General features: G+C 62.7%; 19 protein-coding genes and 1 tRNA gene. 9 read left to right on the top strand and 11 right to left on the bottom strand.

Features of this window, described 5'->3' with window-relative positions; translation table 11 throughout:
• Window positions 1-5 precede the first annotated feature (5 nt).
• The 5 genes from AC0L26_RS24805 to AC0L26_RS24785 form a co-directional block, all read right to left on the bottom strand.
• The gene (locus AC0L26_RS24805) at window positions 6-1718 is read right to left on the bottom strand and encodes an HAD family hydrolase (RefSeq protein WP_473634954.1); all 1713 of its coding nucleotides are present in this window, start codon (window positions 1716-1718) and stop codon (window positions 6-8) included.
• 124 nt (window positions 1719-1842) lie between these two features.
• Complete coding sequence (locus tag AC0L26_RS24800) at window positions 1843-2814, bottom strand: SDR family oxidoreductase (RefSeq protein WP_473634953.1); 972 nt, start codon at window positions 2812-2814, stop codon at window positions 1843-1845.
• 78 nt (window positions 2815-2892) lie between these two features.
• Window positions 2893-3846 (bottom strand): dihydrodipicolinate synthase family protein, encoded by a 954-nt coding sequence (locus AC0L26_RS24795; RefSeq protein WP_473634952.1) that lies wholly within the window; start codon window positions 3844-3846, stop codon window positions 2893-2895.
• Complete coding sequence (locus AC0L26_RS24790; protein ID WP_473634951.1) at window positions 3836-4831, bottom strand: Gfo/Idh/MocA family protein; 996 nt, start codon at window positions 4829-4831, stop codon at window positions 3836-3838. The genes AC0L26_RS24795 and AC0L26_RS24790 overlap by 11 nt, the downstream gene beginning before the upstream one ends.
• Complete coding sequence (locus tag AC0L26_RS24785) at window positions 4828-5799, bottom strand: Gfo/Idh/MocA family protein (RefSeq protein ID WP_473634950.1); 972 nt, start codon at window positions 5797-5799, stop codon at window positions 4828-4830. Before AC0L26_RS24785 ends, AC0L26_RS24790 begins: the two co-directional genes overlap by 4 nt.
• Window positions 5800-5911: 112 nt before the next feature.
• Between AC0L26_RS24785 and AC0L26_RS24780 the strand changes: the two genes are divergently transcribed.
• From AC0L26_RS24780 to AC0L26_RS24750, 7 genes are all read left to right on the top strand, one after another.
• Window positions 5912-6643, top strand: coding sequence for a FadR/GntR family transcriptional regulator (locus AC0L26_RS24780; RefSeq protein ID WP_473634949.1), 732 nt, complete (start codon window positions 5912-5914; stop codon window positions 6641-6643).
• A gap of 40 nt (window positions 6644-6683) precedes the next feature.
• A complete protein-coding gene (locus AC0L26_RS24775; protein ID WP_473634948.1) occupies window positions 6684-8270 on the top strand; it encodes an ABC transporter substrate-binding protein in 1587 nt (528 codons plus the stop codon).
• 72 nt (window positions 8271-8342) lie between these two features.
• Window positions 8343-9302: an ABC transporter permease gene (locus tag AC0L26_RS24770; protein WP_352929186.1), complete on the top strand. Its 960-nt coding sequence runs from the start codon at window positions 8343-8345 to the stop codon at window positions 9300-9302.
• Window positions 9302-10204, top strand: a complete 903-nt coding sequence (locus tag AC0L26_RS24765) for an ABC transporter permease (RefSeq protein ID WP_473634947.1) — start codon at window positions 9302-9304, stop codon at window positions 10202-10204. The genes AC0L26_RS24770 and AC0L26_RS24765 overlap by 1 nt, the downstream gene beginning before the upstream one ends.
• Before the next feature lie 18 nt (window positions 10205-10222).
• Complete coding sequence (locus tag AC0L26_RS24760; protein ID WP_473634946.1) at window positions 10223-11140, top strand: dihydrodipicolinate synthase family protein; 918 nt, start codon at window positions 10223-10225, stop codon at window positions 11138-11140.
• A 2-nt stretch (window positions 11141-11142) separates the two neighbouring features.
• A complete protein-coding gene (locus tag AC0L26_RS24755) occupies window positions 11143-12150 on the top strand; it encodes an ABC transporter ATP-binding protein (protein WP_473634945.1) in 1008 nt (335 codons plus the stop codon).
• A 2-nt stretch (window positions 12151-12152) separates the two neighbouring features.
• Window positions 12153-13118, top strand: a complete 966-nt coding sequence (locus tag AC0L26_RS24750) for an ABC transporter ATP-binding protein (protein WP_473634944.1) — start codon at window positions 12153-12155, stop codon at window positions 13116-13118.
• Window positions 13119-13385: 267 nt separating this feature from the next.
• Here AC0L26_RS24750 and AC0L26_RS24745 read toward each other — a convergent pair.
• A tRNA-Pro gene (locus tag AC0L26_RS24745) sits at window positions 13386-13462 on the bottom strand.
• Between the two features lie 203 nt (window positions 13463-13665).
• On the opposite strand from AC0L26_RS24745, the gene AC0L26_RS24740 reads away from it, so the two are divergent.
• Entirely contained in the window at window positions 13666-15186 is a 1521-nt protein-coding gene (locus AC0L26_RS24740; protein WP_473634943.1) for a phosphomannomutase/phosphoglucomutase, read from the top strand.
• 109 nt (window positions 15187-15295) lie between these two features.
• On the opposite strand, the gene AC0L26_RS24735 is transcribed toward AC0L26_RS24740, so the two are convergent.
• Window positions 15296-16174 carry an NmrA/HSCARG family protein gene (locus AC0L26_RS24735; protein ID WP_473634942.1) on the bottom strand — a complete coding sequence of 293 codons (879 nt, stop codon included), beginning with the start codon at window positions 16172-16174 and terminating at the stop codon, window positions 15296-15298.
• Window positions 16175-16273: 99 nt separating this feature from the next.
• Between AC0L26_RS24735 and AC0L26_RS24730 the strand changes: the two genes are divergently transcribed.
• Window positions 16274-17197, top strand: a complete 924-nt coding sequence (locus tag AC0L26_RS24730; protein ID WP_473634941.1) for a LysR family transcriptional regulator — start codon at window positions 16274-16276, stop codon at window positions 17195-17197.
• Here the strand turns inward: AC0L26_RS24730 and betB are convergent.
• The 4 genes from betB to betI all read right to left on the bottom strand — a co-directional run bounded on the left by betB (window position 17194) and on the right by betI (window position 22632).
• Window positions 17194-18657: a betaine-aldehyde dehydrogenase gene (gene betB, locus AC0L26_RS24725; protein ID WP_473634940.1), complete on the bottom strand. Its 1464-nt coding sequence runs from the start codon at window positions 18655-18657 to the stop codon at window positions 17194-17196. The two genes, AC0L26_RS24730 and betB, sit on opposite strands and share 4 nt — an antisense overlap.
• A gap of 163 nt (window positions 18658-18820) precedes the next feature.
• Entirely contained in the window at window positions 18821-20473 is a 1653-nt protein-coding gene (gene betA, locus AC0L26_RS24720) for a choline dehydrogenase (RefSeq protein WP_473634939.1), read from the bottom strand.
• Window positions 20474-20518: 45 nt separating this feature from the next.
• The gene (betC, locus tag AC0L26_RS24715) at window positions 20519-22048 is read right to left on the bottom strand and encodes a choline-sulfatase (protein ID WP_473634938.1); all 1530 of its coding nucleotides are present in this window, start codon (window positions 22046-22048) and stop codon (window positions 20519-20521) included.
• Window positions 22045-22632, bottom strand: coding sequence for a choline-binding transcriptional repressor BetI (gene betI, locus AC0L26_RS24710; protein ID WP_473634937.1), 588 nt, complete (start codon window positions 22630-22632; stop codon window positions 22045-22047). The genes betC and betI overlap by 4 nt, the downstream gene beginning before the upstream one ends.
• Window positions 22633-22716: the final 84 nt, after the last annotated feature.

Below are 22716 nucleotides of genomic sequence, written 5' to 3'. Positions count from 1 at the left end.
TCTCTCTATTCCTCCGGGGCGGTGGCAGGAGCCGTATAGCGGCGACGTACTGCATCCAGAACGTGCTTGCGGCTTTCTTGCGCCGAGAGCTTTTCGTCCTTTTCTGCTTCGGCGGTTTCGCGCGCCAACTCCTTGTCCCTGATCTGATGACGAAACCATTCGGAATAGTCGCCGGCGCGCAGGTGATGCTCCCAGGTCCCGTCATCGATGCCTTCGGCGATCTGCGCGAAGATCAACAAATTGTGGGCCCGCAGGTTCATCGCGTTGTCAGGACCTCTGAAATAGAAGCTGCCGGCCTCGTCGAGTTGACCTTCTGCATATTTGCGGCTGTGACGCTTGAGCGACTGGCGCGGCTCGATCGCTTTGACTACGGCAATTTTCTTGCGGGTTTGCGGTCGCCAGAACAACACGCGCTCGCCTTTTGGCGACGGGATATCCTTTGGCGGTTTGGTGTCCGTCTCACGACAAAACGCCTTGATGACATTCTTGGCCTTGGGGCCAAGCGCAATGACGGCAGTGACCAGACGCAGGGCATCGGTCGAGATCGCTTCCGGATGAACGGTGATCAGGACAGTGCCCGGCAATTCCAACGACAGGACGGCGCGTGTGTCGTCGCGCTTTTTGGGCAGAAGGTGATGCGCCTCGTCGATGACCAGCCAATGCGGCCTCGCTGTACGGAAGCGGAAACTGCCAAGACCGGGCAGCAGATCGGCAAAGAAGTCCGGCCGCTCATTGACCCGCAGTGCCAGCCCATTGACGACCACATTGGTGTCCGGCTTGTCGATCAGGTCGAGCACTTGTGCCTTTGTCGGTGCGCTTGAGCCGTCGCCTATCCGAACGGCGCCTTCGAGGCCGTCGTAGTCGCCTTCCGGGTCGAAAATGCAGAACTGAAAGCCGCTCTCGACGAAGCGTTCCGTCAGCGCGGTGGCCAAGGTGGATTTGCCGATGCCGGAGCTTCCAGCGATCAGAACCGTGTCGGTCGGCGTCAGATAGACTTCGTCACTGCCGACCGAGCCGAGGAGGATGCCGTCGCGGCGTTTTCGGACAAGTTCCCGATCACGCTTCACCAGTTTCTCGATCAGTTCCTCGACGCCTTTTCCACGGGCGCCGCGCGTCACCAGGTCGGCTGTGTCCTTGACCGCCGCAAGTGCATTGTCGACAGCGACGCTGCAGCCGCATGCCTGCAGGAAGGCATGATCATTTTCAGCATCGCCAATGCCAACCACATTGTGTGGCGACAGCTTCAGGTCCTCAAGCGCGGCGGCCAGCCCGGTTGCCTTGTTGATGCCGCTCGGCAGCACCATCACCGCGCCCTTGTTGAAGATGATTTCCAGCTCCAGCCCTAGGTTCTTGATGACCTCAAGAACTGTTGCCTGGTGTGGTTCCCAGGTCGCAACGATCGACCGTCCGACTGAAAGCGGCTTGACGCCGTGTTTCTTCAGCTTGGCGACGAATTTGGGCGCCGGTGCCGGTGAAATCGTGCGTTCTTCCTCGCTGGCAGGCGTGTAGATCAACGCCCCATTTTCGGCGACGACCTTGTCGAACAGGCCGAGCTCGGGAAAAACGCGCTTGAGGTCGGGCAGTTCTCGTCCCGTGACCAGAATGAGTTTGCGGCCGCTTTTCTTGAAGCGTTCGAGGGCGGCAATCGTCTTTTCAGCGACGACCCCCTCGTGCGCCAGCGTGCCGTCATAGTCTGTTGCCAAGGCAATGAAATACATCTGTCGACCATTTCATGTCTGAGATCGCCGCCACCACCGTCACACGCTAGGTCGCACGACGAGGCATACCGTTCCGCAGTGTGATCGAGCCGAGCGGACAATCGTGGCGGCGCAGGACACCCACTCAGTAGCCGCCGATAATCGGCAGTATCTCGCCGGTGATGTAGCTCGAGCAGTGCGGCGAGGCGAGAAACACATAGGCCGGCGCAATCTCCTCCGGTTGCGCCGGCCGTTTCATTGGCGTGTCTGCGCCAAACTTCGAAACGTCACCGGCTTCCTTGTCCGACGGGTTGAGCGGCGTCCATACCGGACCTGGCGCCACGGCGTTCACCCGAATTCCCTTTTCGATAAGGTTGCCCGAAAGCGCACGCGTAAAGGCATGAATGCCACCCTTGGTCATCGAATAGTCGACCAGTTGCTTCGAGCCCTCGATGCCGGTTATGGAGCCGCTGTTGATGATCGCCGAACCGGGCTTCATATGCGGAACGGCCTCCTGCGCCATGTGGAAATAGCCGTAGAGGTTGGTCTTCAGCGTCGTGTCGAAATGCTCCTCGGTGAGTTCGCTGAAGTCGGTGGAATGGATCTGGAAGGCGGCGTTGTTGACCAGCACGTCTATCCGGCCAAATTCCTTCACCACCTCAGCCACCGCATTGCGACAGTGATCACGTTCGCTGACGTCCGCCTTGACCAGCATGCAGCGCCGGCCTTCGGCTTCCACTGCCGCCTTCGTCTTTTCGGCATCCTTGTCCTCGGACAGATAGACGATCGCCACGTCGGCGCCTTCACGCGCATAGAGCACGGCCACTGCGCGGCCGATGCCGGAATCGCCGCCGGTAATGACAGCCACTTTGCCGTCGAGCTTTTTCGATCCGATATAAAATGGCGCATCGTAAAGCGGCGCCGGCTCGATCGCCCATTCGTGCCCTGGCTTCGGCTGATGCTGTTCTGGAAAGGGCGGCTCGGGATATTTGCGTGCTCCGGCCTGCATGGCGCCTTGCTGCTTGCCGTTGCCCTTCGATTTGTCCTTGGCATCGATGCCGCGCTGGATGTGGCGCTGCTTGGCGGCCTCGCCGGCGATTTCCGATTTCATCTGCATGGCTGTCTCCTTGGCTTGGAGAAAGAACAACGCATGTCGGGCGAAAAAGTTTACGCGATGGCGTCGATTAAGCGGGGCTCACTGCCACCATTCGGGGAAGGCCGTGCGTGCGGCTTCGGCCAGCGTCGCGATCTCCTCGTCGGGAACCGAGCTGTAAGGCCAGAGCAGTCGCGGGCCAAGCGGCGCCCAGCCGCCGGCCGCCGCCATCGCCTTGTCGAGCGCCGCATCGCTGACATCGTAGCGAGCCCGAAAAGGCAGAATGTGGGTGGCGAGAAAGGCCTGGATACGCGTCTCGATTTCGGCAGCGGCTGCCACATTGGTGCGGATCATATGCCACCACGTCACAGCGCCCTTCGGGCTCAGGCAGGCGACGTTGGAATAGCTGCCATGGGCGCCCTGGGCAAAGCCCGTCGCCAGCGTATGGCCGGGCACGAAGACCGAAAATCCCGGCAGCTCGCGGCGCATGTCGGCGTACCAGTCGGTGTCGCCGCCCGGCAGCTTGGCGCCGACCAGCGACGGCACGGCTGCGCGCAGGCTGGCAATGCCTTCGAGCGTCAGGCGGCGCTTGGCGTGCGGTGGATTGTAGAGCACCAGCGGCATGTCAGGCGCGGTCTCGCACAGACCACCAACGAAGCGCATGCCCTCGTCGTCGCTGGGCGGCCACCAGTCGGGCAAGGTGAATTGCACCGCCGCCGGGCGGAGCGCCGATACCCGCATCAGCCGCTCGCGCGCAACGCGCGGATTGGACTGGCTGATGCCGATCTGGAAGGGCAGGCGCGAGCGGCCGGCTATCGCGGCCACCAGGTCGCAAAGCCGGTCGAACTCGGGTTCGGTCTGGCAGTGGAATTCGCCGGCCGTGCCGTTGGAATAGATGCCGTCGACACCGGTCGCGCAGAGCCGCGAGATCGTCTCTTCCGTCGCCTCCCAGTCGATTGCTCCGCGATCGTCGATGGCCAGCATCACCGCGCCCCAGACGCCGCGCGGCGCCTGTGCAGGCAAATGGGTCAGATGGCCGTCCAGTTCAGCGCGCACCGGCGATCTCGTGCTCGCGGCGAGTTTCGTTCGACGCAAAAGCGGCCTCGATGATGCCGATGATCTTGCGTCCATAGGCACCGTCGACCGGCACCGGCTTGTCGTCGGCAATGGCATCGCGCATCGCCGTCCATTCGCGCACCAGCGCGTTGTGCATCCAGTTCGGCTCGAACGAGCCTGGCAGGTCGGTCCAGGCCGTATCGCGGCCAAGCATCGTGCCGCGGTCCATGTCGATGCGCAGCGTTCCCTGCTCGCAGACCAGGTCCATGGCGTAGGTGGTCGCGCCATTGCGATAGCCGATGCTCTGCACCTGACCGAGCCCGCCGTCGGCGAAGCGCAGACCGAGCAGGGCAGTATCGTCGGCTTCCTGGTCATGGAACTTGGCGCCGAGCATGGCGCTCACCGACACGACATCGTCATCCATCAGCCAGACCAGGCGGTCGAGCGCATGAATGCCGGCCGTCAACAGCATGCCGCCGCCGGTTGCCTTGCGCAGATGCCAGTCGCGGCGATTGTGCTCCATCCACAGCTTGATGATCCAACTCGATCCGATGAGCGGCCGGCCGAGCGCTCCTTCCTCAAGCGCCTGCCTGGCCGCCATGCAGGGCAGGGCGAAATGCATGAGATGGGCAACCATCAGCTTGACGCCACCAGCGGCCACGGCGGCATTGATCGCATCGCAGGCCGCCGCCGTCGGCGCCATCGGCTTTTCGAGCATGATGTGCTTGCCGGCCTTTGCCGCCCCGATCGCCATTTCGGCATGGAGATGGTGAGGGCTGGCGATGAGAACGGCGTCGACATCCTTGTCGTCCAGCAGCTTGCGCCAGTCGGTGTAGCCGCGACCACCGTGCTCGCTGGTGAAGCCGGCCAGGGCATCGTTATTGCCGCGGCTCGACGCGACGAGATGCAGGCCGTGCACTTCCTTGATTGCCCTTGCATGGGCCCCGCCGAAATCGCCCGCGCCGATAATGCCTATTCCAATCATCGTCCTGCCTTTTCATACGCGGCGTCGATCAGCGACATCGCCGCAACATAGTCATCGATGGAAGTCGCCGGCGGCGCCTTCCGGGCCAGCCGGTCGAGCGTGTCGCTCATGCATAGCCGATAGCGCGTCGCCGGCAATTCGATCGGCAAGTCGACGATAGCGCCATCGTCGAGCGTCGCACAGATGGCGCGCTCGCCATAGTCGATGAGGGTCGCATTCTCACTGACGATGCGCCATTCGAAGTCACCGCCGGGGCGCATCGACGCGAAAGTGTATCCGGCCTCGACCACGAACAACGCTCCGGCATCATCTTCCAGCACAAGCAGCGCATGGTCCTCGACTGCGGCGCGGTGAATGCGGTTCTCGATCGAAACGGCTTTCAGCCCAGGCCCGCCGGTTGCCAGGCTAAGCGCGGCGTCGACGCCGTGGATGCCAAGGTTCCTCAGCGCGCCGCCGCCACCGATCGCCGGATCCACGACCCAGGCGACGCCGTCGGCCGCATAGCGCTGCGGCGGGCCATTGACCAAGCGGAACTGGCAATGCGCAATCGCACCGGCGCGGCCCTGCTGGCGCAGCCGCTCAAAGGCAGTGACGGCCGGTCCAAAGCGGTTGGGCAGGGGAACACTGACAAAGGCCTGGTGCTGCCTCGCCAGCTCGCGCAGCGCAGCCAACGCTCCGGTGCTGCTCGCCGCCGGCTTTTCCAGGATCAGCGGTATGCCGGCTTCGATAACGGCACGCGCCCGCGCGGGCACCGTCGAAGGATGTCCCATCAGCAGGATTACATCAGGCGGGCTGGAGAGGATTTTCGCGAAGTCGGTGATGAACGGCAAATGATGACGCGTCGCGAAGGCGCGCGCGTGCTCCGCGTCCTCATCCCAAATGCCGGCAATCTCGGCACCACAAGCGTGTGCGGCGTCGAGATGCATTTCGGCGTGCCAATGGCTTGAGCCGGCCAGGACAATCTTCATTTCAGTGACGAATCCTCTTACTTGCAGGATATCCTACAAGTCGCTATGCTACAAGCATCGACCGTTTTGCGGTGCGCCAACGGGCGCAAATTGCAGCGGCGCTGGGAGCAAAATGTCGGAACCCAAGTCGATCTCGGAACCTAAGTCGATCGAGCCGCTGACCAGACCGCCGCTGCTTCACGTCAGCGTGCAGGAGAGCCTCAGGACCTATATCCAGAGCAACAAGCTCAAGGCGGGGGACCCCTTGCCTCCGGAGACGTTCCTGGCGCAGCGGCTCGGCGTCGGCCGCAATTCGGTACGCGAAGCGATCAAGGCGCTGGAGTCGATCGGCATTCTGGAGACGCGTCGCGGCATCGGCGTGTTCGTCAAGGAATTCTCGTTCAAGCCCTTGCTGGATAATTTGGCATATGGCCTGCAGGATTCGTTGCGCGATGTGGAGGAGCTGCGCGAGATCCGCCGCGTCCTTGAAACCGGCCTCATCGCCAAGACCATCGAGATGATCAGCGCCGAAGACATCGCCGCGCTGCGCCAGCTGACCGAAAGCATGCGGCGGCGCGCCGAGCGCCAGGAGAGCTTTGCCGAAGAGGACCAGCAATTCCACCAGCTGCTGTTCCGCTGCCAGAACAATCACATGCTGAGCGCACTGATCGACATCTTCTGGGTGGCGTTCAACAAGGCCTCGAACTTCACCAGCCTCGACAATCCGACGCCGCTGGCGACATGGCGCGACCATCACGAGATCGTCGAGGCCGTCGCCGCCAAGGATGTCGACCGGGCGCGTCAGCGCCTCGACGACCACTACAGGGGGATTCAGCAAGTGATCGCCAAAAACCGAACGACCTGACCCAACGCCGAACTACCTGACAATGCCAAGGGAGGAAACCATGCGCATCAAGACTATAGCTCGTCATCTGGCCGTCACCGGGCTGCTGCTCGGCGGCATCGGCCCGGCCACCAGCGTCCAGGCACAGGGCGCCAAGACCATAACCGGGGGCTTCGACGTCGGCCCCGGCGGCTTTCCCAAGAACTTCAATCCGCTGGCTGCGACCGGCGGCTTTACCTGGCTCAGCACCTATTTTGAACCGCTGGTCATCTACAACGCCGATCTGACCGAACTCGAAGGCGATCTGGCCAAGGACTACAAGGTCAGCGACGATCAGCTGACCTATACGTTCAACCTTGTCCAAGAGACCTGGCATGACGGCAAGCCGTTCACATCCAAGGACGTCAAGTTTACGCTTGAGCTCGCCAGGAACAAGGCGTCCGGCAGTTTGTTTGCTGCGCGTCTCGGCGATATCGCCTCGGTCGACGCGCCGGATGATCGCACCGTCGTCGTCAAACTGTCGAAGCCCAACGGTTCCTTCCTGTCCATTCTCTCGCAGGTGATGATCCTGCCGGAGCATGCCCTGGCCGGAATGCCACCGGAAACGCTGGCCACAAGCACCTGGTGGTCCACCACTCCCGTCGGCACCGGCCCCTTCAAGTTCAATCGCTATGTCAGCGATCAATATGTCGAACTTGCCGCGGATGACGACTATCGCGGCGGCAAGCCGAAGGTCGACGTGCTCATCAACCGGTATTTCGAGAGCCCGGCGGCGGCCGTTGCCGCGCTGCGCGCCGGCGAGATCCAGTTCACCTATGTCGAACCCGACGACGCGGTATCCTTCAAAAGCGACAGCAATTTCAAGGTGATCGAGGGCGCTTCTTATGTAGTCAACTACATCGGCCTCAACCAGAAGGTCGAGCTCTTCAGGGATGTTCGTGTCCGCCAGGCGATCATGTACGCGATCGATCGCAATGCCATCATCGAGAGCCTCTATGGCGGGGCGGCCAAACCGGCCAATTGCGGCTACGTCGCGCCGCATCTGGTTCCCGAAGGCCTCGAACCCTATGCTTACGATCCGGCAAAGGCCAAGGCTCTGCTTGCCGAGGCGGCTTGGGACAAGATCAACGGCGACAAGCCGATCACCTTGCTGACCTATTACGGCTCGCCGCAAGCGGCCAATGTGATGGCCGCCATCCAGTCGATGCTGGCCGAGGTCGGGATCAATGTGGTGCCGCGCGTCGTCGATACGCCGACCTATAACGGCATCGTCTACAAGGAAGGTACGCCGGACTGGAACGCGTTTGCGATGGTCTACGCCGGCCTGCAGAACGGTCCGAATCCGGCCGGCATCAGCCCTGGGCTCAACAAGTCCCAGATTCCGCCGGCAGGCTTCAACACCATGCGCATCGAGTTCGACGACCTGAGCGCTGCATTGGACGCCGCGCTCGGCCAGACCGATCCGGCCAAGATCGATCAATCCTGGCAGGAAGTCTGCAAGGTGATGAACAAGGATGTGCCCTGGGCGACATTGTGGGTGGCCAACCGCTATGGCGTGGCCTCCAACAAGCTGCGTGACTTTGTCTGGACCCCGGCGCCGGCCGGCGGTCCTTACGCGGCTCACCCGGAACGCTGGGACATCCAGTAAAACGCTCGGCGGGTCAGGCCCGCAAGGAGCCGGCCTGATGCCGGCTCCGCTCACCATCACTACGGACCGCCAATGCTGAGTTTCATTGCCCGCCGCAGCGCTACAGGACTGTTGATGCTGGTCGCCTTGAGCGTCCTCATCTTCGTCCTTCTGCGACTGGCGCCCGGCGATCCGATCGATGCATACATCAACCCGTCGAGCCCGATGTCTGCTTCCGACCTCGAAGTCCTGCGTGACCGGCTTGGGCTCGACCAGCCGCTTCCCGTGCAATACCTCGCCTGGCTTCGCGCCGCACTCAGCGGCGACTTCGGCTATTCGATCCAACGCAGCGGCGTTGCCGTGCTGCCGCTGGTCATGGAGCGCATCGGCCCGACCGCGCTCCTGATGGGCACCGGCCTGGCCATCGCCATCGTGCTTGGCATTTCCGCCGGCATCTTCAGCGCCGTCCGTCGTAACGCGCTGCCCGACATCGCGCTGTCGGTGGTTTCTTTCATCGGCATCTCCAGCCCGGCTTTTCTGACGGCACTTCTTGGACTGTACTTCTTCTCGGTGTTGCTGCGCTGGGCGCCATCAGGCGGCATGCAGACCGCCGGCGCACCTTTTTCCGTATCGGACGTGCTCGCGCACCTCGTCCTGCCCGCCTGCCTGCTGTCCATCGGACACGCTGCTCTGATCATGCGCTACATGCGCGCATCGCTGCTGGAAGTGCTCAACCAGGACTATGTCAGGACCGCGCGTGCCAAGGGGGTGCGCGAATTCTGGGTGATCATCAAGCACGCGACGCGCAATGCGCTTTTGCCTGTCATCACCCTGATCGGATCAACAGTCGGCATCGCGATCGGCGGCGCCATCTTCCTCGAAAGCGTGTTCAACTGGCCGGGCATGGGCCTGCTGCTGGTCAACGCCGTAGGCACACGGGATTACCCGGTGATCATGGGCGCCACTCTGGTGATCGGCATCTGCGTCATTCTGGTCAATCTCCTGACCGATATCGTCTATGCCGTCGTCGACCCGCGCATTCAGGTGTCGTGATGACAATCACCGCGCCTGATCCGACAGTCGGCCCGACAGCCGTGCCGCAAACCAAAGGACCGCTTCGCCGCGCGTTCGACCGCTTCTTTGAAAATCGTGCGGCGCGCGCCGGTCTGCTTATCGTCGTTCCCATCCTGCTGGCGGTTTCGACCTATCATTTATGGTGGCCGTTCAGCCCCAACGCCATCGATCTCAGGGCGATCAACAAGGGACCGTCCGCCATTCATTGGCTGGGCAGCGACGGCGTCGGCCGCGACGTCATGGCCCGGCTGCTGCAAGGCGGGCGGATTTCGTTGCTGGTCGCCGTCTGCTCGGTCGCCATCTCGATCGTCATCGGCTTTCTGGTCGGCGCCGTCGCGAGCTTCGGCGGGCGTGTTGTCGACGGCACGGTGATGCGCTTCGTCGACCTCGCAATGACGCTGCCGCCGGTGATCTTCCTGCTCGTGCTCGCTTCGATTGCCGGCACCGGCATCGCGCCGACCATCCTGGTGATCTCGCTGCTCTCCTGGCCGGTGCTGTCGCGCATGGTGCGCGCCCGGCTGCTCGAATTGCGCGAGCGTGACTTCGTCGTCGCCGCCCGAGGCATGGGGGCAGGGCTGCCGCATCTCCTGTTCCGTCACGGCCTGCCGAACTGCATCGACATTCTTGTCGTCTACGCCACGCTGCAGATCGCCAACGCCATTCTGCTCGAAGCCGGCCTCTCCTTCCTCGGCCTCGGCATCGCGCCACCCGAAGCCAGCTGGGGCAACATGCTCAATCTCGCCCGCTCCACCGTCGTGCTCGAACAATATCCCTGGCAATGGATGTTTCCCGGCGCCGTGCTCGTGCTTACCGTCCTGGCCATCAACTTCATCGGCGATGGGCTGCGCGATGCATTCGACCCTCGCTCCGATCTCAACTGACCCTGAAGGTTTTTCAAAATGCCCCTGTTTACCGGCGTCGTGCCACCTGTCGTCACTCCGCTCCATTCCGATTTCACCATCGACTTCCCGTCGTTCACGCGGACGATCGAGAACCTGCTTGACGGCGGCGTTCACGGGCTCTTCGTGCTCGGTTCGACCAGCGAGGTCGTCTTCCACGACGAGACCGGCCGCAGAGCCATCATCGAGCACGCCGTTAAGATCAACAACGGCCGCGTTCCGATCTTCGCCGGGGTGATCGACCCGACAACCGACCGTGTCATTAACCACGCCAAGGTAGCCAGATCGGCCGGCGCCGACGCCGTCGTGGTCACCGCGCCATTCTATACCCGCACCAGTCAGCCCGAGATCGGCGATCACTTCCGCTATATCAAGGACGCGGTCGACATCCCGATCATCGCCTACGACATTCCGGTCTGTGTGCATGTCAAGCTGGAGCGTAAGACCACCGTCGGCCTTGCCAGCGATGGCGTTATCGCCGGCATCAAGGATTCCAGCGGCGATGATGGCAATCTGCGCTACGTACTCAAGGATATGGCCAACGATCCGAATTTCTTCGGCATGACCGGGTCCGAGATCCTGGTCGACAGCGTGCTGGCCATGGGCGCGCATGGCGTCGTGCCGGGCCTCGCCAATGTCGACCCACACGGTTACGTCAAGCTGTGGACCCTGATGCAGGCGGGTCAGCATGCCGAAGCCCGCCTGGAGCAGGAACGGCTGCTGAAGCTGTTCGAGATCGTCTGGATCTCGCTCGGCCGGACCAGCGCCGGCTCGGCCGGCGTCGGCGCCTTCAAGACCGCGATGAAGAGCCTCGGCATTATCGCCTCCAACACCATGGCGCGGCCGCAACGCAGCTTGAACGCCGAGGAAACCGCAAAGGTCGAAATCATCCTTCGCGACGTCGGCTTGCTGCGCTGACCGTGGACGCTCCGATCCTCTCGATTTCCGGTCTGCGGGCGGTGTTCCGTATCGCCGGACGCGACATCGCCGCCGTGCAGGACGTCGATCTGACGATCGGCTCGGGTGAGACGGTCGCGCTCGTCGGCGAGTCCGGTTCAGGCAAGTCCGTCACCAGCCTGTCGATCATCGGCCTGTTGCCGAAGAAGATCGGACACATCGCCGAGGGATCGATCGCGCTGCGGCGCAGGGATGGCACGGTCACCGAGCTGACCGGCCTCGATCGTGAGTCGCTGCGCAAGGTGCGCGGCAACGACATCGGCATGGTGTTCCAAGAGCCGATGACCAGCCTCAATCCGGTCTACACCATCGGCGAACAGATTGCCGAGCCGATCCGCATCCATCTCGGCAAGTCGTATCGTGATGCCGCCGCCGACGCGGTGCGGCTGCTGGCTCAGGTCGGCATTCCCGATCCCGATCGGCGGGCGCGGCAATACCCGCATGAGCTGTCGGGAGGGATGCGCCAGCGCGCCACCATCGCCATGGCCTTGTCCTGCAATCCGACCTTGCTGATCGCCGACGAGCCGACCACCGCTCTGGACGTCACCATCCAGGCCCAGATTCTCGACCTGCTGGCCGAGTTGCAGGCGCAACGCGGCATGGGCATCCTGTTCGTCACGCACAATCTCGGCGTCGTTGCCGAGATCGCCGACCGGGTCGCGGTGATGTATGCCGGGCGCATCGTGGAATCGGGTCCGGTGAGCGAGGTGTTCGCCCGTCCGCGCCATCCCTACACAGCGGGGCTGATGCGTTCCGTGCCACGGCTTGGCCAGGCCACCATGCTGAAGGCAGCAGGAACGCCGCTACCGACCATCGCCGGCAATGTTCCGTCGCTGGCGCTGCTGCCCAAGGGCTGCTCTTTCGCGCCGCGCTGCGCCCTGGCTGTCGATGCCTGCCGCACTGCTGTACCGCCATTGTTCGCGGCGACGTCGACCCAGCAAAGCCGTTGTTTGCGCTGGGAGGATCTCTGACCGTGGACGCCCCCTTCCTTTCGGTCAGGAACCTGACCAAGCATTTTGCGCCGACGGCGTTCTCGCGCGGTCCCATCGTCAGGGCGCTGGAAGGTATCTCCTTCGATATTGCGCGCGGCCAGGTGGTCGGCCTCGTCGGCGAATCCGGGTCGGGCAAGACCACGATCGGCCGCTCGGTGCTGCGTCTCATCGAGCCGACGTCAGGCGAAATCAGCTTTGACGGCGTCGATATCACCAAGCTGAACGCCGGCGCCCTGGCTCGCCAGCGCCGCAAGATGCAGTATATTTTCCAGGATCCGTTTGCCAGCCTGTCGCCGCGCATGACCATCGGGCAGATCCTCACCGAAGGCCTGGATATTCAGGGCATCGGCAACAGGCGCGAGCGGCGGGCGAAGGCGGAGAAGGCACTTGCTGCGATCGAGCTGCCAGTCGATGCCTATGACCGTTACGCCCACGAATTTTCGGGCGGGCAGCGTCAGCGCATCGGCATCGCCCGGGCGCTTACGCTCGAGCCTGAATTTATCGTCGCCGACGAGCCAGTCTCGGCCCTCGATGTTTCCATCCAGGCGCAAATCATCAATCTTCTGCGCGACCTGCAGGTCCGGCTCGGTCTGACCATGCTGTTCATTTCGCATGACCTGGCCGTCGTCGAATATATCTGCGACACGGTGATCGTTCTCTATCTAGGGCGCATCATGGAAGTTGCACCGGCGGCCGCGCTCTATGCCCGGCCGCAGCACCCCTATACGCGCGCGCTGCTCTCGGCCATTCCGTCGCTCGACCCACTGGCCAAGCAAGGCCGGCAGGTGCTGAAGGGCGACATTCCAAGCCCCGCAAATCCGCCGACCGGCTGTGTTTTCCGAACCCGTTGCCCGGTTGCCCTGGACGCTTGTGCCGGCATCGTCCCGCCGCTGCGGGCAACATCAGATGGCCATCTGAAGGCGTGCATTCGCGACGACATCGGCTAAGGCCGATTGCCGGTCACGACAGGCGGCCGAAGCCATCTACTGCCATGAGGAAAGCCGATTGCCGGGGCCGGTTTGAGCCGTGCGATCAGCGAATCCACGGTGGGCGAGCTTGAAGGCCGCGTTGATCGCGACAGTGAAATCGGTGTTCTCACCATAGCCGAAACTGGCTCTGAAGCAGAACCTCGATATCAGCGTCCATTGACGCTGCGTTCTGCCGGGTTCAGGTAAATGGCGAATTTCGGGAAAACGCTAAATATTTGTTTTTTCTGGTCGGAGTGGCAGGATTTGAACCTGCGACCCCATCGTCCCGAACGATGTGCGCTACCAGGCTGCGCTACACTCCGTGACCAGACCGCGGGCTTATAGCCGCCGCACTTCGTTCCTGCAAGCGCCAATGGCAACGCTTCTGTCGCATTTCTTCCGCTTTCGCCTTAACGTCATACAGGTTTCAGTTTGCTGGGAGTAAACACCGTTTAAGGGCTCGTGTTATAGGCACCGGCCACCTCAGTTGAAACCACTCTGAATCCAGCCGCTTGGAGTTGCTGTCTTGCCCCTGAAGATCGTTAGTGATGCCCGTCCCAACACATTCGAGTTTGAAACCTCGGCGCTGATCAAGGCGTCCGGCTTTCGTGAATATGATGCGCGCTGGTGGTTCGGCCACCCGGCGTCGGCTGAGCCGCCGGAGCTCAATCTGATCGGTGTCCAGGCGCTCGGAATGGGGCTTGGCACGCTGATCCGGCGCTTGGGCGCCGGGCCGGATATCGTGACCGGGCATGATTTCCGTTCCTATTCGCTGGCGATCAAGCTGGCGCTGGTTTCCGGACTGATGGCCGCCGGCGCACGGGTTAGGGATATCGGGCTGGCGCTGTCGCCGATGGCCTATTTCGCTCAGTTCGCGCTCGACACGCCGTCCGTCGCCATGGTTACCGCTTCGCACAACGAGAATGGCTGGAGCGGCGTCAAGATGGGGGCCGCGCGTCCCCTGACGTTCGGTCCGGAGGAAATGAGCGCATTGAAGACGATCGTGCTTGCGGGCGACTTCGACTTGATCGGCGGCGGCTCCTATGACTTCGTTGCGGATTTCCGCAAAACCTATCTGGACGACCTGACCCGCGACAAGCGCATATCGAGAAGGCTCAAAGTGGTTGCCGCCTGCGGCAACGGCACTGCCGGCGCCTTCGCGCCGGAGGCGCTGGAGCGGATCGGCTGCGAAGTGGTTCCGCTCGATGTCGAGCTCGATCATACGTTTCCGAACTACAATCCCAATCCCGAAGACATGAAGATGCTGCACGCGATCCGTGATAAGGTGCTGGAGACAGGAGCCGATGTCGGACTTGGCTTCGACGGCGATGGCGACCGCTGCGGCGTGGTCGACAATGAAGGCAACGAGATCTTCGCCGACAAGGTCGGCGTCATGCTCGCCCGCGATATCGCGCGACTGCATCCCGGCTCGACCTTCGTCGTCGACGTCAAGTCGACCGGGCTGTTCAACACCGACGCCGTCTTGCGCGCCGATGGCGCGGTCACCGATTATTGGAAGACCGGTCACTCCTACATCAAGCGGCGCGTAGCCGAGCTCGACGCCATCGCCGGTTTCGAGAAATCCGGTCATTTCTTCTTCAACCCGCCGATCGGGCGCGGTTATGACGACGGTCTGATCACAGCCATCGCCATCTGCCAGATGCTGGATCGCAGCCCGAGCAGCAGCATGGCCGATCTCTACCGCGCGCTGCCGCTGACCTTCGGCACGCCGACCATGTCGCCGCACTGCGCCGACGATCTGAAATATGGCGTGGTCGAGCGGGTCGTTTCCGATTTTCAGGCCATGAAGCAGGAGGGCGCCATCTTCGCTGGCCAGAAGATCGCCGACCTGATCACCGTCAACGGCGTTCGCGTCGTTGCAGAGGACGGCACCTGGGGCCTGGTGCGGGCGTCGTCGAACAAGCCGGAGCTCGTCGTCGTGGTGGAGAGCCCGGTGTCATCAGAGCGGCGCCGGCAGATGTTCGAGGGCGTCGATGCGGTGTTGCGCCGCAGCCCTGAGGTCGGCGCTTATAACCAGACCTTCTAGGTTAGGGTCTGGTTGCTTCGCAGGCGAGAAGCCCGGCAAGGGAAGCGGTCCAGCTTATCGCTGATCCGCTTCCGCCGCACTTGATCGCCAACCGCGAACTCAGGCAGGCTTAGGATGCCTGCTTAAGAGCGTTCCAGTCGAACTTCTGCGCCCAGTCAGCAAAACTGTGCCAGCGGACCTCCGGGAAATCTCGGTGCAAAGCCGCGATATCGACGTCGTAGCCGACGCGGTCGAACCACTCGAACATCAGCGCTACGTCTTCACTTTGCTGGCGGGCCACCTCGATCGGAATTTCCTGATAGGTGATCGGGCGGCCGATGGCCTGCGAAAGGATCTTCGCCTGGTCTTCGCCTGACAATTCGTCCCCGGCGAAGTCGAAACGCTTGCTGAACACGCCCTCGCGCCGCTCGACCAGGGCGGCAACGAAAGCTCCGATATCCGCCACGGCGACCAGCTGGAGGGGGCGCTTGGCGGGCACCGCGAAAGCATGCGTACCCTGGCTGAGCGCGCCAATCGACCACGGCGCGACGAAATTCTCCATGAAGGCGACCGGGGCGCTGATCGTATAGGGAATGCCGAGCCGTTCGACATGCTGCTCGACGAGATACTTGCTTTCGAAATGCGGGATGCCGGTTTTCTTGTTGGCGTCGGCAACGGACGAATAGATCAGATGCCCGACACCTGCAGCCTTGGCTGCATCGGCGGCCAGAATCCCCTGGCGGGTCTCCTCTTCCATCCCGGCCTCGTAGCTGTTGCCCATCAAGAACATGGTGTCGACGTCTTTTGCCGCCTTCACAACGGAAGCCGTATCGCCGAGGTCGCCGGCCACGATTTCGGCGCCTGCCGACGCCAGTTGCCGCGCGGCATCGCTGTCAGGCCTGCGCGTCAATGCCTTGATGCGATGTCCTCTCGACAGCAAGGCACGCGCGACAGCGCCGCCTTGCTGGCCTGTGGCGCCGGTAACCAGTACGCTTCGTTTGGTGGTCATGTGTTTGCTCCTTCTTTTTCCGATCGAGCAAAATTAAGGTTTGTCACATTGATGCATAACCGCCTATAGTCGGGAAACTTTGTCTCATAAGTAGATACAATGCTTGACCTCAACGATATCGTCGTGTTCGCTCGCGTCGTCGAGGCCGGCAGCTTCACCGCTGCCGCGCGGCTGCTTGCCATGCCCAAGACAACGGTCAGTCGGCGCGTTGCCGCGCTTGAGCGCGAAGTTGGGGTCCGCCTGCTGCAACGCACGACGCGCAGCCTTAACGTGACGGATGCCGGGCGTCTCTATTACGAGCAGAGCAGCCAGGCGCTGCGGACGCTCGAGGAAGCAAATTTGCGCCTCGCCGAAGCAAGAGTGGAGCCATCAGGCACGATCCGCATTTCCGCTCCCGTCGGCTTCGGCGGCTATTTCCTCACCCAGGCCGTGGTCGACTTTCTTGCAATGTATCCAAAAACCAAGGTCGAGCTTCGGCTGACCGACGACAAGCTCAACCTGGTCGAGGACGGCATAGATCTCGCTTTCCGAACCGGCATCCTTCAGGATTCGACGCTGATTGCCCGCAAACTCGGCTCCACGCACAGGCTGCTCTGCGCCAGCCCGGACTATCTCGCAAGGCACGGGATGCCGGAGCGCCTGGCGGATCTCGCGCACCACCAATGCGTCATCGCTGGCCCTTCGACCTCGGGCGCCCATTGGGTGTTGGACAGGCCACACGGTCAGGAAACGGTCACGGTGGCCGGGCGCTTCGCCGCCAATGAAATGCAGGCGGTCGTTGCGGCCACGCTCGCAGGCTTCGGCATCGCGCAATTGCCGCACAGCATTGCCGAGCCCTTTATAAATGGGGGGCGGCTGAGCCGCGTTCTCCGGGACCACACGACGTCTGTCGGCGGGCTGCATGTCCTATATCCGAGCAGCCGGCATCTTTCGCCCCTCGTCAAGGCATTCATCGAGCTTGCATCCGACCGGATTTCCAGTCGGGCAAATACCGCGGCTGACAAGCAGGGCCGCGAGCCTTAGTAGGGGCTCGCCACGTCGCCGGTCTCGACATAGACCGACTTCAACTGCGAATAGAGCGCCAGCGCGGCAAGCGAGTTTTCCCGCCCGATTCCCGACTGCTTGAAGCCGCCGAACGGAATTTCGACCGGCGTCAGATTGTAGGCATTGATCCAGCAGGTGCCGGCCTGCAGCTCGGCGATAACGCGGTGGGCGCGCGGCAGGTCGCGCGTGAACACACCCGCGGCAAGGCCGAACTCGGTGTCGTTGGCGCGCTCGATCACCTCGTCCTCGCCGTCGAATTTCAGCACGCTCATGACAGGCCCGAAAATTTCCTCGCACGCGATGCGCATCGTGTCGGTGACGCCGGTGAAGACCGTCGGCTCGACGAAGAAGCCGCCCTGGAAACCCTGCAGCGAAGGCACGTTGCCGCCGCAGGCGAGCACAGCGCCGTCCTGCTTGCCGGCCTCGATGTAGCCGATCACCTTCTCGTGCTGGGCCTTGGAGACAAGCGGCCCCATCTGTGTTTCCTGGTCGAGTGGATCGCCGATACGGATCTTCTTGGTCCGCTCGACCAGGCGTTCGACGAAACGGTCGTGGATGCCCTTCTGCACGAAGACACGCGTGCCGTTGGAGCAAATCTGGCCGGTCGAATAGAAATTGCCGAGCATGGCGCCGCCAATGGCGTTTTCGAGATCGGCATCGTCGAAGACGATCAGCGGCGACTTGCCACCAAGCTCCATCGTGGCGTGCTTCATCTTCGAACCGGCGAGCGACAGCACCTTGCGGCCGGTCGGCACCGAACCTGTCACCGAGACCTTGGCGACGACATCGTGCTCGACGAGGCCGGCGCCGACATCGCCATAGCCTTGCACTACATTGAACAGGCCGTCGGGCAGGCCGGCCTCGGTATAGATTTCGGCGAGCGCCAGCGCCGACAGCGGCGTGTTCTCCGACGGCTTGAAAACCATGGCGTTGCCCATGGCGAGCGCGGGTGCCGATTTCCAGCCGGCGATCTGGATCGGATAGTTCCAGGCACCAATGCCGACGCAGACGCCCAGCGCCTCGCGCCTCGTATAGGCAAAGGGTCCGCCGAGATCGAAGGCCTCGCCATTATAGGCAGCGACCGCGCCGCCGAAATATTCGAGGCAGTCGGCTGCCGACGGCGCATCCGCCACCAGTGTCTCCTGGATCGCCTTGCCGGTATCCAGCGTCTCGATACGGGCGAGATCGGCATTGCGCGCGCGCAAGATGTCGGCGGCACGGCGCAGGATGCGCCCGCGCTCGACCGGCTTCAGCCGCGCCCAGGCCGGTTGTGCTGCGCGCGCTGCTTCGATGGCGAGTTCCAGCACGTTCGGCGTCGCCGAACGCAGCATCGCGATGGTCTCACCGGTTGCCGGATAGATGACCGGCAGTGGCGCACCCTGCTCGTCGTCGATGTAGCGTCCGTTGACATAGTGCGATGCCGTTGGCTGTGCGCGCATGCGAGCTTCTCCAAATCGTCTTTCGCCAGGAACGAGCAGGCGAACAGTCCGCCGGATCATGGTCTATCGCATCGGCCCGAAAATCGGAATCGATTTTCGGAAAGCACGATGCGAGGACTAAAAGCGATAGAGCGCTTGTGCGTCCGAATGGACGCACGTCGCTCTATCGATCTGACACCTGCCAGCGCGGATTGATCCATGGTTCCTGGTTGGACGGCGCCAGCGGCGCGCGGCCGAGAATGTGGTCTGCGGCCTTTTCGCCGGTCATGATCGACGGCGCGTTGAGATTGCCGTTGGTGACGCGCGGGAAGATCGAGGAATCGGCGACCCGCAGCCCCTCGACGCCGATGACACGGCATTCCGGATCGACGACGCTCATCGGATCATCGGCGCGACCTATCCTGCAGGTACCGCAAGGATGATAGGCGCTCTCGGCGTGATCGCGGATGAAGGCGTCGAGATCGTCATCCGACTGCACATGCGAGCCCGGCGAGAGCTCCTCGCCGCGATAGGGGTCGAATGCCGACTGGCCGAAGATCTCGCGCGTCAGCTGGATGCAGTGGCGGAACTCGGTCCAGTCGTCCGGGTGCGACATGTAGTTGAAGCGGATCACCGGCTTCGATTTGGGGTCGGGTGAGCGCAGCGTGACAGAACCGCGCGACTTCGATCGCATCGGCCCGACATGCGCCTGGAATCCGTGCGCCTTCGCTGCCGCCTTGCCGTCATAGCGAACCGCCGCCGGGATGAAATGATACTGGATGTCGGGATAGTCGACGCCGGCGTGCGAGCGCACGAAGGCAGCCGCCTCGAAGTGATTGGTTGCGCCCAGACCCGACTTGAAGAACAGCCATTGCGCGCCGATCAGCGCCTTGGAGAACGGGTTCAGCACCGAATTCAGCGTGATCGGCTGCGTCGATTCCTGCTGGATATAGAGCTCCAAATGGTCCTGCAGGTTGCGGCCGACGCCGGGCCGGTCGGCGACCACCGGAATGCCGAACTCCCTGAGATGTTCGGCGGGGCCGATGCCGGACAGCATCAGGATCTTGGGCGAATTGATCGAGGAGGCGGCAACGATCACTTCACGTCGCGCCTTGACCACCTGAATCCGTTTGCGCGTTTCGATCTCGACGCCGATGGCGCGTTGATTCTCGATGATCACCCGCCGGGCGAAGCCCTTGACCAGGCTAACATTTTTCCGCCTCAGCGCTGGCCTGAGATAGGCGCTCGCGGCCGACCAGCGGCGGCCGCCGCGAATGGTCTGCTCCATTGGCCCAAAGCCTTCCTGCTTCGCGCCGTTGTAATCATCGGTCAGCTCGAAGCCGGCCTGACGGCCCGCTTCGACGAAAGCGCCGTAGAGTGGATTGGTCCGCGAGCCACGCTGCACGGTCAGCGGACCGCCGTGGCCGCGCCAGCCATTCTCACCGCCGTTGGCGTCCTCCATGCGCTTGAAGTAGGGGAGCACGTCGGCAAACCCCCAACCGGCCGCGCCCTGTTCGGCCCAGTGATCGAAGTCGCGGGCGTGGCCGCGCACATAGACCATGCCATTGATCGAGGACGAGCCGCCAATGACCTTGCCGCGTGGCGTCGCCAGCACCCGCCCGCCGAGATGCGGCTCCGGCTCGCTGGCAAAGCCCCAGTCGTAGAGGCTCATGTTGAGCGGGATCGACAGCGCCGACGGCATCTGGATCAGCGGACCGACGTCGCTGCCGCCAAATTCGATGACGATCACCGAATGCTTGCCGTTCTCCGACAGCCGGTAGGCCATGGCCGAGCCTGCCGAGCCGGAGCCGATGATGACGAAATCCGCCTCAAGCATGGGTCATACGCGCCGTGAAATCAGCGAGCGAGGGACCAAGTGTCATCATTCGCCTCGTGGAAAGCGTTTCTGCTCTTCGAGCGTGTCGAGATTCATGTGGTTGCGCATGTAGCGTTCCGAAGCCTTCTGCAACGGCTGGAATTCCCAGGGGTAGTGAGTGCCGTTGCGCAACGCCGGATAGACCACCCAGCGGCGCGCCTGGCTGGCGCGCACGGCGGCGTCGAAAGCGGCCATGTCCCAGCGCGCCCGGACCTTGTCGGTGAACGCAGCAACCAAAGCCGCATGAGCCGGGTCGGCGGCGAAATTGGTCAATTCCCGCGGATCCGATTCAAGATCAAACAGTTGCGGCGGATCGATCTCGCAATGGATGAATTTGAAGCGACCGTCGCGGATCGCTACCATCGGCGCATTGGAGCCTTCGGCCGCATATTCCATCAGCACTGGTGCGGTGCGGGTCTTGCCGTCGAGCAGCGGCAGCAGCGACTGACCGTCGATCCATGGTGCAATTGCGCTCATGTCGATGCCGGCGAGGTCGCAAAGCGTCGGCGTCACGTCGAGATTGGAGACCGGCGCGGCGATCAGGGCGGCTGGGATGTTTTTCCCGGCGATCATCAGCGGCACCCGCGCCGAGCCTTCGAAAAAGCACATCTTGAACCACAGGCCGCGCTCGCCGAGCATGTCGCCGTGATCCGAGCAGAACAGAATGGTTGTGTCCTCGAGCATGCGCGTCCGCTCGAGCACCGACAGCAACTCGCCGACCTTGTCGTCGAGATAGGAAATGTTGGCGAAATAGCCGCGCCGCGCGCGGCGGATCTGGTCGCCCGTGATGTCGAAACTGTCGTAATCGCTGGCGCGATAAAGCCGCTGCGAATGCGGATCCTGTTCGCCGTAGGCAATGAAGCCCACTTCCGGCTCGAGCGCCGGGCAGTTCTCGTAGAGATCCCAATAGCGCCGCCGGGCGACATAGGGGTCATGTGGGTGGGTGAAGGAAACCGTCAGGCACCACGGCCGGCGCGAAGCATCGTCGGAGACGCGGGCGAAATCATAGAGCTTCTGCACCGCGTGGAAGGCGACCTCGTCGTCATACTCCATCTGGTTGGTGATTTCAGCGACACCGGCGCCGGCGACAGAACCGAGATTGTGATACCACCAGTCGATCCGCTCGCCTGGCTTGCGATAGTCCGGCGTCCAGCCAAAATCGGCGGGATAGATGTCGGTGGTCAGCCGCTCCTCGAAGCCGTGCAACTGGTCCGGACCGACGAAATGCATCTTGCCGGAGAGGCAGGTGTAGTAGCCGGCGGCGCGCAGATGATGCGCGTAGGTCGGGATCGACGAGGCGAATTCGGCGGCATTGTCATAGACCTCGGTGCGCGACGGCAACTGGCCGCTCATGAACGCGGCGCGGCCCGGCGCGCACAGCGGCGAGGCGGTGTAGTTGTTTTTGAAGCGCGCCGAACGCGCTGCCAGCGCCTTCAGATGCGGCGCATGCAGGAAGTCCGCCGGTCCATCCGGAAACAATGTTCCGTTGAGCTGATCGACCATGACGATCAGGAAATTGGGTCGCTTGGACGTCACTGCGCGCTCCGGTTGAGTTTGGTTTCGAGATAGTCCTCGATCACTGCGATCGCGGTCGCGGCATTGGGCACGCCGTCCTTTAGCGCGCGCCTGATGTAGAGGCCGTCGATCAGCGCCGCTGTCGCCTCGGCGACGCGGTCGGCTGCGCTTCTCGGCAGGATGCCGGTGAGCCCGCTCAACAGATTGGAATGCAGGCGCCGCGCATAGACCCTGAGCAGGCGGCGAAGTGCTGCCGATTTCTGCGCCTCGACATAGAAGGCGAGCCAGGCGGCGATCGTTTCCGGCTGGAATTGGGCATCGGAGAAATTGACGGCGACCACGGCCGAAACGCGCTCGCGTGCCGTGGTGGCCGAGCGCAGCGCGCGCCGCATATCGGCGGTCAGCTCGGCCAGGATGTGCCGCATCGTTGCCAGCAAAAGCTCGTCCTTGGCGCCGAAATAGTGATGGGCAAGTGCCGAAGACACGCCCGCGCGCCCGGCGATTTCCGACATCGTCACATTAAGCGAGCCACGCTCGCCGATCGCTGAGATCGTCGCGTCGATGAGCGCCTTGCGGCGCAACGGCTCCATTCCGACTTTCGGCATCTTTGCTCCGGTTGTTGCGAGGAGATTATTTTTTATTGACGCATCAATCAACAAAAATCCAGCGTGATTTGATGGCAAAGTCAG

The organism is Mesorhizobium sp. WSM4823 (assembly GCF_055811195.1).
The sequence above is the reverse complement of the archived record's forward strand: the minus strand, read 5'-3'. Positions and strand labels throughout refer to the sequence as shown.

What these genes read in the sequence shown, in the direction of transcription:
- AC0L26_RS24805 (WP_473634954.1), bottom strand. Translation starts at nt 1,718, where the DNA reads ATGTATTTCATTGCCTTGGCAACAGACTATGACGGCACGCTGGCGCAC.
- AC0L26_RS24800 (WP_473634953.1), bottom strand. Translation starts at nt 2,814, where the DNA reads ATGCAGATGAAATCGGAAATCGCCGGCGAGGCCGCCAAGCAGCGCCAC.
- AC0L26_RS24790 (WP_473634951.1), bottom strand. Translation starts at nt 4,831, where the DNA reads ATGATTGGAATAGGCATTATCGGCGCGGGCGATTTCGGCGGGGCCCAT.
- AC0L26_RS24785 (WP_473634950.1), bottom strand. Translation starts at nt 5,799, where the DNA reads ATGAAGATTGTCCTGGCCGGCTCAAGCCATTGGCACGCCGAAATGCAT.
- AC0L26_RS24780 (WP_473634949.1), top strand. Translation starts at nt 5,912, where the DNA reads ATGTCGGAACCCAAGTCGATCTCGGAACCTAAGTCGATCGAGCCGCTG.
- AC0L26_RS24775 (WP_473634948.1), top strand. Translation starts at nt 6,684, where the DNA reads ATGCGCATCAAGACTATAGCTCGTCATCTGGCCGTCACCGGGCTGCTG.
- AC0L26_RS24770 (WP_352929186.1), top strand. Translation starts at nt 8,343, where the DNA reads ATGCTGAGTTTCATTGCCCGCCGCAGCGCTACAGGACTGTTGATGCTG.
- AC0L26_RS24765 (WP_473634947.1), top strand. Translation starts at nt 9,302, where the DNA reads ATGACAATCACCGCGCCTGATCCGACAGTCGGCCCGACAGCCGTGCCG.
- AC0L26_RS24760 (WP_473634946.1), top strand. Translation starts at nt 10,223, where the DNA reads ATGCCCCTGTTTACCGGCGTCGTGCCACCTGTCGTCACTCCGCTCCAT.
- AC0L26_RS24735 (WP_473634942.1), bottom strand. Translation starts at nt 16,174, where the DNA reads ATGACCACCAAACGAAGCGTACTGGTTACCGGCGCCACAGGCCAGCAA.
- AC0L26_RS24730 (WP_473634941.1), top strand. Translation starts at nt 16,274, where the DNA reads ATGCTTGACCTCAACGATATCGTCGTGTTCGCTCGCGTCGTCGAGGCC.
- betB (WP_473634940.1), bottom strand. Translation starts at nt 18,657, where the DNA reads ATGCGCGCACAGCCAACGGCATCGCACTATGTCAACGGACGCTACATC.
- betA (WP_473634939.1), bottom strand. Translation starts at nt 20,473, where the DNA reads ATGCTTGAGGCGGATTTCGTCATCATCGGCTCCGGCTCGGCAGGCTCG.
- betI (WP_473634937.1), bottom strand. Translation starts at nt 22,632, where the DNA reads ATGCCGAAAGTCGGAATGGAGCCGTTGCGCCGCAAGGCGCTCATCGAC.